General features: G+C 63.8%; 12 protein-coding genes. 6 read left to right on the top strand and 6 right to left on the bottom strand.

Translation table 11 applies throughout. From position 1 onward, the window contains the following. Positions 1-23: 23 nt before the first annotated feature. On the bottom strand, positions 24-2,171 hold the full coding sequence (fadB, locus tag ABX298_RS18795; protein ID WP_367393466.1) for a fatty acid oxidation complex subunit alpha FadB: 2,148 nt from the start codon (positions 2,169-2,171) through the stop codon (positions 24-26). Between the two features lie 635 nt (positions 2,172-2,806). Then, positions 2,807-3,244 carry a hypothetical protein gene (locus ABX298_RS18790; RefSeq protein WP_013971710.1) on the bottom strand — a complete coding sequence of 146 codons (438 nt, stop codon included), beginning with the start codon at positions 3,242-3,244 and terminating at the stop codon, positions 2,807-2,809. Positions 3,245-3,354: 110 nt separating this feature from the next. Here ABX298_RS18790 and ABX298_RS18785 point away from each other — a divergent pair, with 110 nt between their 5' ends. After that, positions 3,355-3,795 (top strand): universal stress protein, encoded by a 441-nt coding sequence (locus ABX298_RS18785; RefSeq protein ID WP_013971709.1) that lies wholly within the window; start codon positions 3,355-3,357, stop codon positions 3,793-3,795. Positions 3,796-3,920: 125 nt separating this feature from the next. Here ABX298_RS18785 and ABX298_RS18780 read toward each other — a convergent pair whose 3' ends face one another. Further along, positions 3,921-5,849, bottom strand: a complete 1,929-nt coding sequence (locus tag ABX298_RS18780; RefSeq protein WP_025338322.1) for an ATP-binding cassette domain-containing protein — start codon at positions 5,847-5,849, stop codon at positions 3,921-3,923. 221 nt (positions 5,850-6,070) lie between these two features. On the opposite strand from ABX298_RS18780, the gene ABX298_RS18775 reads away from it, so the two are divergent. Next, positions 6,071-7,996, top strand: coding sequence for a transglycosylase SLT domain-containing protein (locus ABX298_RS18775; protein WP_075044214.1), 1,926 nt, complete (start codon positions 6,071-6,073; stop codon positions 7,994-7,996). A gap of 129 nt (positions 7,997-8,125) precedes the next feature. Here the strand turns inward: ABX298_RS18775 and ABX298_RS18770 are convergent, their stop codons facing one another. Then, entirely contained in the window at positions 8,126-8,929 is an 804-nt protein-coding gene (locus ABX298_RS18770) for an MOSC domain-containing protein (protein ID WP_286101352.1), read from the bottom strand. Between the two features lie 56 nt (positions 8,930-8,985). Further along, the gene (locus ABX298_RS18765) at positions 8,986-9,921 is read right to left on the bottom strand and encodes a chemotaxis protein CheV (protein WP_013971705.1); all 936 of its coding nucleotides are present in this window, start codon (positions 9,919-9,921) and stop codon (positions 8,986-8,988) included. A gap of 350 nt (positions 9,922-10,271) precedes the next feature. On the opposite strand from ABX298_RS18765, the gene ABX298_RS18760 reads away from it, so the two are divergent. The 3 genes from ABX298_RS18760 (at position 10,272) to ABX298_RS18750 (ending at position 12,702) form a co-directional block, all read left to right on the top strand. Then, a complete protein-coding gene (locus ABX298_RS18760) occupies positions 10,272-10,781 on the top strand; it encodes a hypothetical protein (protein WP_025338319.1) in 510 nt (169 codons plus the stop codon). A gap of 375 nt (positions 10,782-11,156) precedes the next feature. Continuing rightward, on the top strand, positions 11,157-12,053 hold the full coding sequence (locus tag ABX298_RS18755) for a sensor histidine kinase (protein ID WP_084785094.1): 897 nt from the start codon (positions 11,157-11,159) through the stop codon (positions 12,051-12,053). Then, positions 12,043-12,702: a response regulator transcription factor gene (locus ABX298_RS18750; protein WP_025338317.1), complete on the top strand. Its 660-nt coding sequence runs from the start codon at positions 12,043-12,045 to the stop codon at positions 12,700-12,702. The genes ABX298_RS18755 and ABX298_RS18750 overlap by 11 nt, the downstream gene beginning before the upstream one ends. On the opposite strand, the gene yegS is transcribed toward ABX298_RS18750, so the two are convergent. Then, positions 12,686-13,573: a lipid kinase YegS gene (yegS, locus tag ABX298_RS18745; RefSeq protein WP_367393465.1), complete on the bottom strand. Its 888-nt coding sequence runs from the start codon at positions 13,571-13,573 to the stop codon at positions 12,686-12,688. The genes ABX298_RS18750 and yegS overlap by 17 nt on opposite strands. A gap of 269 nt (positions 13,574-13,842) precedes the next feature. Between yegS and ABX298_RS18740 the strand changes: the two genes are divergently transcribed. Next, the gene (locus ABX298_RS18740) at positions 13,843-15,069 is read left to right on the top strand and encodes a glycosyltransferase family 4 protein (RefSeq protein WP_075044210.1); all 1,227 of its coding nucleotides are present in this window, start codon (positions 13,843-13,845) and stop codon (positions 15,067-15,069) included. Positions 15,070-15,075: the final 6 nt, after the last annotated feature.

Raw genomic sequence — 15,075 nt, 5'->3', positions numbered from 1 at the left:
TCTCGCTCTAGCTCGTTGACCGCTCAGTTGAAGAAGCGCTGGCCGTTCTTGGCCATTTCACGCAGCTTGGCGGTCGGGTGGTACAGCGGCCCCAGGTCGGCGTACTGATCGGCCAGGGCAACGAATTCGGCCACACCGATCGAGTCGATGTAGCGCAGCGCACCACCGCGGAAGGGAGGGAAACCAATGCCGTAGACCAGGCCCATGTCGGCTTCGGCGGCGGTTTCGACGATGCCGTCTTCCAGGCAGCGCACGGTCTCCAGGCACAGCGGGATCATCATCCAGTTGATGATGTCTTCGTCGGTGACTTCACGCTGTTCGAAGACGATCGGCTTGAGCACATCGAGCACGCTGGCGTCGGCGACCTTCTTCGGCTTGCCACGCTTGTCGGTTTCGTAGGCGTAGAAGCCCTTGCCGTTCTTCTGGCCCAGGCGGTTGGCCTCGTACAGTGCGTCAACGGCCGAGCGGCGCTCGTCCTTCATGCGGTCCGGGAAGCCTTCGGCCATCACGTCGCGGCCGTGGTGGCCGGTGTCGATGCCGACCACGTCCATCAGGTACGCCGGGCCCATCGGCCAGCCGAACTTTTCCATGACCTTGTCGATACGCACGAAGTCGACACCGGCACTTACCAGCTTGGCGAAGCCGCCGAAGTACGGGAACAGCACGCGGTTGACCAGGAAGCCCGGGCAATCGTTGACCACGATCGGGTTCTTGCCCATTTTCTTGGCGTAGGCCACGGTGGTGGCGACCGCCACTTCACTGGACTTCTCGCCACGGATGACTTCCACCAGCGGCATCATGTGCACCGGGTTGAAGAAGTGCATGCCGACGAAGTTTTCCGGGCGCTTGAGCGCCTTGGCCAGCAGGTTGATGGAAATGGTCGAGGTGTTGGAAGCGAGGATCGCATCGTCCTTCACCTGGGTTTCCACTTCAGCCAGCACAGCCTGCTTGACTTTCGGGTTCTCGACCACGGCCTCGACGACGATGTCGACATTGGCGAAATCGCCATAGGACAGGGTCGGGCGAATGGCGTTGAGTGCCTCGGCCATCTTGGCCGGGGTCAGGCGGCCCTTCTCGACGCGGTTGCCGAGCAGCTTGGAGGCCTCGTTCAGGCCCAGCTGGATGGCTTCCTCGCGGATATCCTTCATCAGGATCGGGGTGCCCTTGACCGCCGACTGGTACGCGATGCCGCCACCCATGATGCCAGCGCCGAGCACGGCGGCCTGCTTCACGTCGTGGGCGATTTCGTCATGCGCCTTGGCCTTGCGCTTGAGTTCCTGGTCGTTGAGGAACAGGCCGATCAGGCTCTCGGCAACCGAGGTCTTGGCCAGCTTGGCGAAGCCTGCGGCTTCGACTTCCAGGGCCTTGTCACGGCCGAAGTTGGCAGCCTTCTGGATGGTCTTGATGGCTTCGACCGGGGCTGGGTAGTTCGGACCGGCCTGGCCGGCGACGAAGCCCTTGGCAGTCTCGAAGGCCATCATCTGTTCGATGGCGTTGAGCTTGAGCTTTTCCAGCTTGGGCTGGCGCTTGGCCTTGTAGTCCAGCTCGCCACTGATGGCGCGCTTGACCAGGTCAAGGGCACCGGCCATCAGCAGTTCAGGCGCGACCACGGCGTCGACGGCACCCACTTTCAGGGCGTCTTCGGCACGGTTTTCCTTGCCGGCGGCGATCCACTCGATGGCGTTGTCCGAACCGATCAGGCGCGGCAGGCGCACGGTGCCACCGAAGCCCGGGTAGATACCCAGCTTGACTTCCGGCAGGCCGATCTTGGCGCTGGTGGACATGACCCGGTAGTCGGCGGCCAGGCACATTTCCAGGCCGCCGCCCAGGGCGATGCCGTTGATGGCGGCGACGGTCGGCACTTCGAGGTCTTCGAAGGCGTTGAAGATGCGGTTGGCTTCCAGGTTGCCGGCGACCAGTTCGGCCTCGGGCAGCTTGAAGTTGTCGACGAACTCGGTGATGTCGGCGCCGACGATGAACACGTCCTTGCCACTGCTGACGATCACGCCCTTGACCAAGGCGTCGGCCTGGATGGCATCGACGGCCTGGCGCAGTTCGTTCAGGGTCAGGCGGTTGAACTTGTTGACGGACTCACCCTTGAGGTCGAACTTGAGCTCGACGATGCCACTTTCAAGAGCCTTAACCGTGATGGCTTTACCTTCGTAAATCATCAACTGATCTCCACGATATGGAAGCTGAACAGTACACGCCGATCGCTGCAGCAAAAGCAGGCCTAGCTGCCCTGCCCCAGGCACACCCGTCAGCGCGCTAGTCGGAAGTATGGCTTGGCGTCATGACATACAAACGCTCAATTCATACGCCCGTTTGATTTGGGTGTGCACACATTCTCCGAAAAGATCGGCGTTGTCAAATGCTCGCGAGCAAGGTGAAAACACGACTTTCCAGTCATTTTGTAGCGTCTTGGTACAAAACATGATGACAGTGATTGCTGACCATTCATGTCGGCGATTGACCATGAACCGCGGGAGAATGCTCAGCTTTTGCCTTGCGCGGCGACCTCGAACGGCTACACTGGCACTTGCTTGAATGCATACCCGGCCTGCCTGGCCTTTTCTGCGCAGCAGAACGCAAAGCGGCGACTTGGCACCCCACCCCTTCAGGGGATCGGCCAAGCCGCCGCTTTGTCGTTTTGTGCTTGCCTTCGGATGAGAAGACCAATGGGCGGGCTTAGCGTGGCCCTGTGGGAGCGGGTTTACCCGCGAACACCGGCAAAGCCGGTGCCACCCACCGAGTCGCCTTCTTCGCGGGTAAACCCGCTCCCACAGAGGCCGCGCAAAGGCAAATTTCAGGCCAAGGTTTCGAGGACGTGGGCAATATCCTGCAACACAGCCGTATCGCCCCGCTCGGTCCAGTACAGCGCGATCATCCGGGCATCGGCCTCGACCTTGTAGACACTCGCCGGCAAGCGCGCCAGGGCCTCCATGAAGCGTGGGTCCTCGCAGGGTTCACGCCACTGGTTCCACCACACCCCCGGGGTGATCTGCCAGAAGCTGAAGCTGTCCTCATGCCCGCGGCGACGTGCCCGGTGGTATTGCGGGCACGGGCTTGGCGGCTCCTTTTCCAGCCAGTGCGGCCACTGCTGCGGCGCCAGCTGCATGGCCAGCCCCATGCGCCGAGCCTCCAGACGCAGCTTCATCTGCTCGCTCTGCTTGCGCGAGGTGCGCAACCAGGAAAGCGGGCTGAGAATCAGCGCGAGGATTGACACCACCAGCAATACCGTCATATCTGTAGTTCCCATAAAGCGTTGCAAATGAGCTGGTTAGCCATTTTTCACGGAAGACCCGCCCGAAAGCGACCATACTTCTTCTATCGCGATTGTCAGGAGTTCCGCTCATGTCCTACGAACATCTTCTGGTCGCCGTCGACCTGACCGAAGAATGCGACCCGGTGATCAAACGTGCCATGGCGCTGGCTGCACCGTCGAATGCCAAGGTTTCGCTGGTACACATCGTCGAGCCGATGGCCATGGCGTTTGGCGGTGACGTGCCGATGGACCTGTCGCAGTTGCAACAGCAGCAGTTCGACCAGGCCAAGGAACGCATGGACCGCCTGTTCAACAAATACCCGGACATCCACCGCGGCGACTCGCACCTGACCTATGGCCAGCCGCGCCAGGAAATCCACCAGCTGGCCAAGGACCAGAAGTGCGACCTGATCGTGGTCGGCAGCCATGGCCGTCACGGCCTGGCGTTGCTGCTGGGGTCCACGGCCAATGACGTGCTGCATGGTGCGCCGTGCGATGTACTGGCGGTGCGGTTGCAGAAGAAGGAATGATTCAACCTGTGCCGGCCATTTCGCGGGTGAACCCGCTCCCACAGGTACTGCACCGCGTTCAACAGCGGTGCGGTCCTTGTGGGAGCGGGTTCACCCGCGAAGAGGTAGAATCAGGCTAACGCCTGTCAGCCTTCCAGCTCGGCCCAGCGCTCCACCAGCACATCCAGCTCACCCTGCAGCTTCTCGATCTTGGCCAGCACTGCCGAGGTTTCCGCAATCGGCCGCTGATAGAAGCCCGCCGCATTCACTTCTTCCTGGGCCTCGGCCATGCGCTGCTCCAGTTCGTCGATCTGCCCCGGCAGCATTTCCAGCTCACGTTGCAGCTTGTAGCTGAGCTTCTTCTTCGAACCATCGGCCACCTCTGCAACAGGCGCAGGCGCCGGCTTGGCCTCGACCTTCTCCACCACCGCGCTGTTGAGCTCGGACTTGCCGCCCTTGCTCTCGGTCACGCCCAGCAGCTTCGGCGAGCCACCCTGGCGAATCCAGTCCTCGTAACCACCGACGTATTCGCGCACCTTGCCCTCGCCTTCGAACACCAAGGTGCTGGTGACGACGTTGTCGAGGAAGGCCCGGTCGTGGCTGACCATCAGCACGGTGCCCTTGTAGTTGGACAGCACCTCCTCGAGCAGCTCGAGGGTTTCCACGTCCAGGTCGTTGGTCGGTTCGTCAAGCACCAGCAGGTTGGCCGGCTTGCTGAACAGCTTGGCCAGCAACAGCCGTGCACGCTCGCCACCCGACAGCGCCTTGACCGGCGTACGGGCACGCTGAGGGCTGAACAGGAAATCGCCCAGGTAGCTCAGCACATGGCGGTTCTGGCCGTCGATCTCGATGAAGTCGCGGCCTTCGGCCAGGTTGTCGATAACGGTCTTTTCCAGGTCGAGCTGGTGGCGCATCTGGTCGAAATAGGCCACTTCCAGCTTGGTGCCGCGCTCGACCTTGCCGGTGGTCGGCTCCAGGTCGCCGAGCATCAGCTTGAGCAGGGTGGTCTTGCCGGTACCGTTGGCGCCCAGCAGGCCGATGCGGTCCTCACGCTGCAGGACCATGGAGAAGTCCTTGACCAGCACAGGCCCGTCGGGGTGATGGAAGCTGACGTTTTCCAGCACCATCACCTGCTTGCCGGACTTTTCCGCCGCCTCGATCTGGATGTTGGCCTTGCCCTGGCGCTCGCGGCGTTCGCTGCGCTCCACGCGCAGGGCCTTCAGCGCACGTACGCGGCCTTCGTTGCGGGTGCGGCGGGCCTTGATGCCCTGGCGGATCCACACTTCTTCCTGAGCCAGGCGCTTGTCGAACAATGCGTTGGCGGTTTCCTCGGCGGCCAGCGCGGCCTCCTTGTGCACCAGGAAGCTGGCATAGTCGCCGTTCCAGTCGATCAGGCCGCCGCGGTCCAGTTCAAGGATGCGGGTGGCCAGGTTCTGCAGGAAGGAACGGTCGTGGGTGATGAACAGCACCGCGCCGTTGAAGCCGCGCAGGGCCTCTTCGAGCCAGGCGATGGCACCGATGTCCAGGTGGTTGGTCGGTTCGTCGAGCAGCAGCAGGTCGGGTTCCGACACCAGCGCCTGGGCCAGCAGCACGCGGCGGCGCCAGCCACCGGACAATTCGGCCAGGGTCTTGTCGGCCGGCAGCTGCAGGCGGCTGAGGGTGCTTTCCACCACCTGCTGCAGGCGCCAGCCGTCACGGGCTTCCAGCTCGTGCTGGACGTGCATGAGTTTTTCCAGGTCTTCATCGCCCTGGATGTTCAGGCTCAGGTGGTGGAACTGCGCCAGCAACTCGCCCACGCCATCCAGGCCTGCGGCCACCACATCGAACACCGTGCGCTCGTCGGCCACCGGCAGTTCCTGCGGCAGCTCGCCGATCTTCAGGGCTGGGGCACGCCAGATTTCGCCGTCGTCGCCCTTCTGCTCGCCCTTGACCAGGCGCAGCATGCTCGACTTGCCGGTGCCGTTGCGGCCGATGATGCACACCCGCTCGCCACGAGCGATCTGCCAGGACACTTTGTCCAGCAGCGGCATGGCGCCGAATGCGAGGGACACATCGCTGAATTTGAGCAGGGTCATGTTGGTCTCCATAAATCGGGCGCGCATTCTACCTGACTTGGCCCTCGACGGCATCCGCCTGGCCAACCGGCGAGGCCTTTGCGACATCTGGTCGAACTTAATATCCCGATACAAGCACAGTGCTTTCACCCGCCGCCGGCAAACAGCTAAGCTAAGGCAATAGCTTCCAACAGTGCTGGCTCCGCCGTCACTTCCCCATGGTTCAACTGCCCGGACGTATCATGCGCAGCCGCCTGTTACATATTGCATCCTGCCTGCTGCTCACCGCCGCCACCTGCGCGGCGCAGGCCGCCGACCTTACCCTGCAACGCCAATACTATGACGAGGCCAAGCGCGCGCTGGCCAAAGGCGACAAAGGCCCGTACCTGCGCTATGCCCAGGCCCTCAGCGACTACCCGCTGACGCCCTACCTGGCCTATGACGAACTCACCGCCCGCCTGAAAACCGCCAGCAACCAGGAAATCGAAGGCTTCCTCGCCAAGCATGGCGACCTGCCCCAGGCCAACTGGATGAAGCTGCGCTGGTTGCGCTGGCTGGCCGAACGCGGCGAATGGAACACCTTCGCCAAGTACTACGACCCCAAGCTCAACTTCACCGAACTGGACTGCCTCAACGGCCAGTACCAGCTCAGCCACGGCCTGCGCGCCGAAGGTTTTGCCACGGCCGACAAACTGTGGAACGTCGGCAAGTCGCAGCCGGCCACCTGCGACACGCTGTTCGGCATGTGGGCGGCCGAGGGCCAGCTGACCGAGGCCAAGCGCTGGCAACGCACCAAGCTGGCGGCCCAGGCGCGCAACTACGGCCTGGCCAACAACCTGGTCAAGACCCTGACCACCCTCGCCCCGCAGGGGCGCCTGCTGGTCGATGTGGCGCAGAAACCCGAGCTGCTCAACCAGCCGTCGCGCTTCACCCCGGTCAACGAAGCCATGTCCGACGTGGTCAGCCTCGGCCTGCGCCGCCTGGCCCGGCAGGACCCGGAGCGGGCCATGGCGCTGCTCGACGACTACGCCCAGCGCATGCACTTTTCCCGTGACGAGAAGGTGGCCATCGCCCGTGAGATCGGCCTGACCCTGGCGCGCCGCTACGACCCGCGCGCACTCGATCTGATGACCCGCTACGACCCCGAACTGCGTGACAACACCGTCAGCGAATGGCGCCTGCGCCTGCTGCTGCGCCTGGGCCGTTGGGAAGACGCCTACGAACTGACCCGCCGCCTGCCCCAGGACCTGGCCAGCAGCAGCCGCTGGAAGTACTGGCAGGCGCGCAGCCTGGAGCTGGCACAGCCGAACAACCCTCAGATCCCACTGCTGTACAAGACCGTGGCGCGTGAGCGTGACTTCTACGGCTTCCTCGCCGCCGACCGGGCACAGACCCCTTACCAGCTGAACAACAAGCCGCTGGTGCTGAGCCCGCAGCTGGTCAACAAGGTACGCAACACCCCGGGCATCCGCCGTGCCCTGGAGTTCCACGCCCGTGGCCAGATCGTCGAAGGCCGCCGCGAGTGGTACCACGTCAGCCGACACTTCACCCGCGACGAAATGGTCGCCCAGGCGCGCCTGGGCTACGACCTGCGCTGGTACTTCCCGGCCATTCGCACCATCAGCCAGGCGCAGTACTGGGACGACCTGGACATTCGCTTCCCGATGGCCCACCGCGACACCCTGGTGCGCGAGGCCAAGGTCCGCGGCCTGCATTCGAGCTGGGTATTCGCCATTACCCGCCAGGAAAGCGCGTTCATGGAGGATGCCCGTTCCCCGGTGGGTGCCAGCGGCCTGATGCAGTTGATGCCGGCCACGGCCAAGGAAACCGCGCGCAAGTTCAGCATCCCGCTGGCATCCCCGGCGCAGGTGCTCAACCCGGACAAGAACATCCAGCTGGGTGCGGCCTACCTGAGCCAGGTGCACAGCCAGTTCAACGGCAACCGGGTACTCGCTTCGGCAGCCTACAACGCCGGGCCCGGGCGCGTGCGGCAGTGGCTCAAAGGCGCCAAGCACCTGAGCTTCGATGTGTGGGTGGAGTCGATCCCGTTCGACGAAACGCGCCAGTATGTGCAGAACGTGCTGTCGTATTCGGTGATCTACGGGCAGAAGCTGAACTCGCCGCAGCCACTGGTGGATTGGCATGAGCGGTATTTCGATGACATGTGATTGCTACTGAGCCTGTGCCGGCCCTTTCGCGGGCTTGCCCGCTCCCACAGGTACTCCACAAGCCTTGAAAGCTGTGGTGATCCTGTGGGAGCGGGCAAGCCCGCGAAGAGGCCGGAACAGGCAACACAGCTACTCCAGGATTTCGACCTTCATCCCTACCTCCAACCACCCACTGCCATCCACCGCCAGGTTCTGCCCGAACAGCACATCCCCCTCCTTCTCACGGAAGGTCCTGAGCGTGGCCATCGGCTCGCGGTCCTCGCTGCGCTCGCCGGTAGCCGGGTCGATGGTGGTAAAGATGCAGCGCACACTGGGCTTGAGCACGCGAAACTCCAGGCTGCCGATACGAATCCGCTTCCAGCCATCTTCGGCAAACGGTTCAGCCCCCTGCACCACCAGGTTGGGCCGAAAGCGCAGCATCTCCATGGGGCGTCCGATACGCCGGTCAAGTTCGTCCAGCGAACCCTGGCCGATCAGCAACAACGGGAAACCGTCCGGGAACGCCGCCCGGTCGCTGTTGAAGCCATAGCCATTGGGCAGGTAACGCGCGCGCTGCTCCGGGCAATGCACCAGGCGCACGGCCTTGCCCAGCAGTTGGCTCAGCCAGGCCGCCGCCGCATCGCCCGCATCCGGCGCGCGCAGGGTATCGCGCCAGATGGTCACGCCGCGCAGGGCGTCATCGGCAGGCGGCACAGGCACCCGCAACGGTGCCTGCCCAGGTGCTTCCAGCAGCAACTGGCCGCTGTCATCATCGCTAGCCTTGATCTGGCCTAGCCGAGGCCAGGCGCGCTGGGTAAGGAAGCGTCCGTTTTCTTCCTCCACCACCATCCAGCGCCGGTCACCCTGCAACCCCAGCAATCCCACCGGTGAAGCCTGCAGGCGTTGCGCCTGCCCCGACTTCACCGGGTACCGATACAGCTCACTGAGAAACATCCCTGCCGCCTCGCGTCATGCCAAAACGCCAAGCTTATACCCGGCAGGGGCCGGGATCACGCGGTAGCGGCATCCAGCAACAGGCGTTGCTTGACCACGTCGACCAGGCGATCGGGCTGGAACTTGGACAGGAAGTTGTCGCAGCCCACCTTCTTCACCATGGATTCGTTGAAACTACCCGACAGCGAGGTGTGCAACACCACGTACAGCCGGCGCAAACGGGCATCGCCACGGATCTCGGTGGTCAACCGGTAGCCATCCATTTCCGGCATCTCTGCGTCGGTGAACACCATCAGCAGCTTCTCGCACACATCCTCACCAGCGTCAGCCCAGCCCTTGAGCATGCGCAGCGCCTTCAGGCCATCACTGGCCACGTGCAGCTTCACGCCCAGCTGGGACAGGGTGTCGCGCAATTGCGCCAGGGCCACGCTGGAGTCGTCCACCAGCAGCACTTCGCGGCCACGGGCCCGGGCCAGCACCGGGTCGGCGAGCTTGTCGCCGGAAACCCGCGCGTTGTACGGCACGATCTCGGCCAGCACCTTCTCCACGTCGATCACTTCTACCAGCTTGTCATCGACCTTGGTGATGGCGGTCAGGTAATGCTGGCGTCCGGCGCTGGATGGCGGCGGCATGATCGCTTCCCAGTTCATGTTGACGATGCGGTCGACACCGCCCACCAGGAAAGCCTGCACCGAGCGGTTGTATTCGGTGACGATGATGGTGCTGTCCGGCCCCGGTTGCAGCGGGCGCATGCCGATCGCCTGGGACAGGTCGATCACCGGCAGGGTCTGGCCGCGCAGGTTGACCACACCGCAGACGAACGCGTGGCGCTGGGGCATCAGGGTCAGCTTGGGCAGTTGCAGCACTTCCTGCACCTTGAACACGTTGATCGCGAACAGCTGGCGGCCGGCCAGACGAAACATCAGGATTTCCAGGCGGTTCTCACCCACCAGTTGCGTGCGTTGGTCTACCGTGTCGAGAATGCCAGCCATTGGAAAGCCCCCAGGCTTGAGTCGGAAAAAGTGAAATCATCCACCCTGTATCGGCGGCTTCACGCACACCTTGACCCTTGCGGGAAAATGCCGTGAAGGCGATTGATATCACTTTACCATCATGCTTTACTGCGGGAATCACGGGTGATTAAGCGGGACAGTAAAAGTTCCCCACCTGAGGCCCTTATCAGGGAAACCCTTAGCCACAATCGGGTGCAACCTGATGTTCGCGATATCCTTTAGCCATTAATGTGACGCCATTCTCATTGCATGAATGGAGTCAGGCTTTTGCTAGCTATCGTTTTGGCGTGCCCGTCCCCTGCGCCCGCCCCACGCGCGGGGGCATCATGATGGACAGCGCCTTGTCGTTCGATAACGCCCTGCAGGGGTTCCTGCTGGATGCCCAGGTATTGCTGACCCAGGCCCAGGAATGCCTGCAGCATCTGGAGCTGATCGACAACGACCCGGATGCCTGCCACTGCCTGGACAACGCCCTCGACAACCTTGCTCGACAGGCCACACACCTGGGCCTGCGCGAAGTCGCCCATTACACCACCGCCCTGCAGCAGTTGCTGGCACCGGCCTGCCAGGTCGGTCGCCTGCAGCGCGAAGCCCTGCCCGCGGTAGGGGCCTGCCTGACCCTGTTGGCCTGGCAACTGGAACTGGTCGACCCTTGCACCGGGCGGCTCAACCTGGACATCGGCGAGCAGCTGGTACTGCTGGGTGAACTGGCCAAGGCCGTGCAGCAAACGTTTGCACAACCCTGCACCTCCTGCGACGAGCAAGGCAGCGTGTGCATCCACCCGCATACCGAGACGGCAGGCAGCACGCACTCCGGCCGCTCATCTGCCACATATTGAACTGGCTTGAAATGCAGCCGGGCACGTTTATTCAGGCCCACCCAGGTCGAACTTGGAAAGTTCTCGAAGTTTTCCAGGTTGCCGGGGGCCAAGTTGAATCAACAGCGCGCAAGTTCAATGGCAAGTGCCTGTTGTGCGATCAAGCCAAGTGGCACTTTGCTACCCTCCAGCGCCCGCCCCGGAGGCGTTTCATAGCGTTACCCGATCGCGACCAATGCACTGCGAAGTGGTAATATGCGGCCCCACAAACGCTTGCGACCTGCAGCAAGGTCGCAAGATCACGCGTTCGAAAGAAAATATAAAGTACTGCTCCAAAGCCTCTGACATGGATTGTGCAAGGCCTCCATCAGCAATACTTCAGTGGCTTCCCTACCTATGTTTCCACGCTTGAAGACTTCTTTGCGGTGCTGCTTCCGCACTACCCTGCTGCGCTGGGCGACGGTCGGGCTGTGCGTGGCCTCGCTGGTCGCCACCCTGTCGCTGTACCTGACCGACCAGGCGATCCCGGCCAGCCTGCTGCTGCTGCAGCTGGCCGCCACGCTGGGCGCTGCCGTGCACCTGGCTCTGGGCGCCAGGTCGATCAACCTGCGCCCGGCGGAACTGGCCGAGCGCATGCTCAAGGTCCAGGAAGACGAGCGCCAGCACCTGAGCCGGGAATTGCACGATGACATCGGTCAGCTGCTCACCGCCGCCAAGCTGCAACTGCAGTGGCTGCAGAAGCGTATGCCCGATGACCTGCAAGGCCACTGCGACGCCCTGCGCAGCACGTTGGATGACACCCTGGGCAACGTGCGCGATGTCTCCGCCCTGCTCAACCCGCGGCAGCTGGCCAGCCTGGGCCTGGAGGCCAGCCTGCGCGCACACCTGGTGCGCACCCTGGGCAACAGCGGCGTGCACTGGAGCCTGGCGTGCAACCAGCGCCTGGGCGGCATCGACGAGGCCGTGGCCATGGCGGTGTTCCGCATTACCCAGGAAGCCGTGACCAACATGCTGCGCCACGCCCAGGCACGCAACCTGGTCGTCCGCCTGCAGCGCACCCCCGAGGGGTTGGCGTTATCGATCCACGACGATGGCCGCGGCTTCGTGCCAGCCAGGCAACCGGCCGAAGCAGGCCAGCGGGGCTTGGCCGGCATGCAGGAGCGGGTAACCGCGTTGCAGGGCAGCCTGGACATCACCAGCCAGCTCGGCCTGGGCACGCGCATCGAGGCAATGTTCCCATGGCCACCGCGCACCCAGGAACGCGCCAGGAGTACTGCAACCCATGACCTGTAGACTGCTGCTGGTAGACGACCACTCGCTGATCCGCGCCGGGGTGCGCGCACTGGTCTGCGACATCCCCGGCTATGACGTGATCGGTGAAGCCGACGACGGCAGCCAGTTGCTCGAACAGGTGCGCACGCTGGCGCCGGACATCGTCTTGCTGGACATCTCCATGCGCTCGACCAGCGGCCTGGACGCCCTCACCCAACTGCGCGCCAGCGGCAACACCTGCAAGGTGCTGATCCTGTCGATGCACACCGACCCGGACCTGATCATGCGGGCCCTGGAAAGCGGCGCCCACGGCTACCTGCTCAAGGACACCAGCGCCACCGAACTGGAACAGGCCCTGGCCGCGGTGCGCAACGGCGAGCGCTACCTCAGCCCAGCCATCGCCCATACGGTCATCAACCAGGCGCTGCAGCACGCCAGGCAGGGCAAGCAACCCGCGGGCGAGCGGCATAACCTCACGGCGCGACAGCTGGAAATCCTGCGCCTGATCGTGCGTGGCAAGTCCACCCGGGAAATCGCCACCGGCCTGGGCCTGTCGATCAAGACCGTGGAAACCCACCGCTCGCAAATCATGAAACGCCTGCAGATCCATGACGTGGCCGGCCTGGTCCTGTTCGCCGTGCGCGAGAAAATCATCAGCCTGGACGACTGAGCAACGGCGACCCCTCCGGCAGGTGCAGGCGCAGTGCAGCGGGCCTGGCCTGGAAGCGCAACTTGTCGGCCTGCACCGGCTCGCCATCAAGGTTGATGTCCAGGCCCTGCGAGCACTTGATCTCGACCCAGGGCAACCTGGCCCTGACTAACAACCCGTTGCCAGCCAACAGCTCACGCAGCGCCCCGACCATCTCCTGTGGTGCCGGCAGGATGGCGATGTCGAGCAAGCCGTCGTCCACCAGGGCCTCGGGGCACAGCACTTGCCCACCCCCGGCCTGGCGGCCATTGCCGATCCCCAGCGCCAGCAGGTCACCCTGCCAGTCGAAGCCCGGCCCTTGCAGCTCCACCGAGGCTGCCTGCAGTTCGCTGAAGCGCGACAAGCCAGTGAACAGGTAGGCAGCCGCGCCCAGCACTTTCTTCAGGTCTTCGGAGGTGTTGGCCGTGACCTGGCTGCCAAAACCGCCCGTGGCCATGTTGAGGAACAAATGGTCGCCGGCCTGGCCCAGGTCTATTGGCCGTGCGGGTATGTTCAGCAATGCCAGGGCCGTGGCAGGCTCCAGGGGTATGCCGGCGGCCTTGGCAAAATCGTTGGCCGTGCCCAGCGGCAACAACGCCAGGGTAGCCTCGGTACCTGCCTGCCCCATGGCCTCGGCGACATCACGCAGCGTGCCATCGCCGCCTCCGGCGACGATATGGCCGTAGCCGGCGGCCAGCGCATCGGTGACCAGGCGCTGCGCGTCGCCGGCCTCCCAGGTGACCCGCACATCCAGTACCCAGCCGCTGTCGCGCAGGCCATGCACGGCGCTGCGCACGTCTTCGTTCATGGCCTGCTTGCCGTGCAGGATCAGCATTGCCTTGCGCCCTTGCATGTGCGCGCCTCCGTGAAGTGATCAACCCAGATCTCGACCCTTTGCAATTGCGGATCGTTGCATGCGCCCGAAAAAATAGCAGGCCAACGCGATCGATTGTGGGCATCAACCGACAAGCGTCGGCCGGTCTTTTCCCACACGCCTGGCAATGCACGGCTATGCTCAGCAGATACACTTTATTGCCACGGACGCGCCCCCGGCAGTGGTTCTACCACTGCTGCCCACGGGCGCGTCTTGCTATCCGCAGCCTTTAGCGAGGATTTCGGGTCATGCGCATTCTCTGGACACTGCCGTACCTGCCCTGGCCAACCACCAGCGGCAGCAAGACCCGGCAATACCACCTGATACGCGCACTGGCACAGCGGGGCCACCGGATTACCCTGCTGGTGCAATCGAAGATCCCGCTCGGCGATGCCGCCCGCGAAGCCCTGGAACCGCTGCTCGAGCGCCTGATCGTGCTGCCCCGTCGGCCCCTGCACAGCCCGCTGAACCTGCTGGCCTCGCCGATCATCGCCTACCCCATGCGGGCAATCATCAATGGCCTGGCCCCTTGCCTGCGGCACCGCTTCGAGCAATTGCTGGACGAGCCCTGGGACGTGATCCAGATCGAACACAGCTACAGTTTCCAGCCCTTCGAAAAGGCCCTGCAGGCACGCGGACTGCCGTACATGCTCAGCGAGCACACCCTGGAGTCGGTGATGGGTGGCGCCAGCCACGATCGCCTGCCGCTATGGCTGCGCCCGCTCAACGCCTTCGACCGCTGGCGCTATCGACGCTGGGAACAGCGGGTATTGCGCCAACCCACCGAACTGGTGGCAGTCAGCGCCCACGATGCCGAATTGATCGCGCAGATCAGCGGGCGCCCGGTGAACGTGGTGGTCAATGGCGTGGACTGTGATTTCTACCAGCACGTGCAACCCGCGCTGCACAGCCAGCGCCTGCTGTTCGTTGGCAACTTCGAGTATGGCGCCAACCTGGAGGCCATCGAATGGGCGCTGGAAGACATCATGCCGCAGGTCTGGATGAGCAACCCGGCAGTGCGCCTGGCGATTGCCGGGCATGCCATGCCGGCCAGCTGGAAACTGCACTGGAACGACCCGCGCATCGAATGGTTCGGCTACCGCCCCGACCTGCGTGAACTGCAGCGGCGTTCGGCACTGTTCTTCGCACCGCTGCGCTATGCCGGTGGCTCCAAGGTGAAAATCCTCGAAGCGATGGCCGCCGGCTTGCCGGTGATCACCACCGGCAAAGGTGTTTCAGGCCTGGCCGCGAACAATGGTGAGCACTACCTGGGCAGTGAGGATGGCGACCAGCTGGCCCTGCTGATCACCCAGTTGCTCAACCAGCCCTGGCGCATGAGCCAGTTGAGCGACGCCGGGCGCCAGTTCGCCCGCCAGCGCCACGACTGGAGCGTGGCCGCCCAGCAACTGGAGAACGTGCACATGCGCCTGGCACTGGCGGCACCGGCCGAGGCCACGCCGCTGGCCAGTGCCTGACTGGGC

The organism is Pseudomonas sp. X4 (genome assembly GCF_040784925.1).
Lineage (GTDB): Bacteria > Pseudomonadota > Gammaproteobacteria > Pseudomonadales > Pseudomonadaceae > Aquipseudomonas > Aquipseudomonas putida_Z.
Note: the sequence above shows the minus strand (reverse complement) of the source record. Positions and strands in the feature narration are given on the sequence as shown.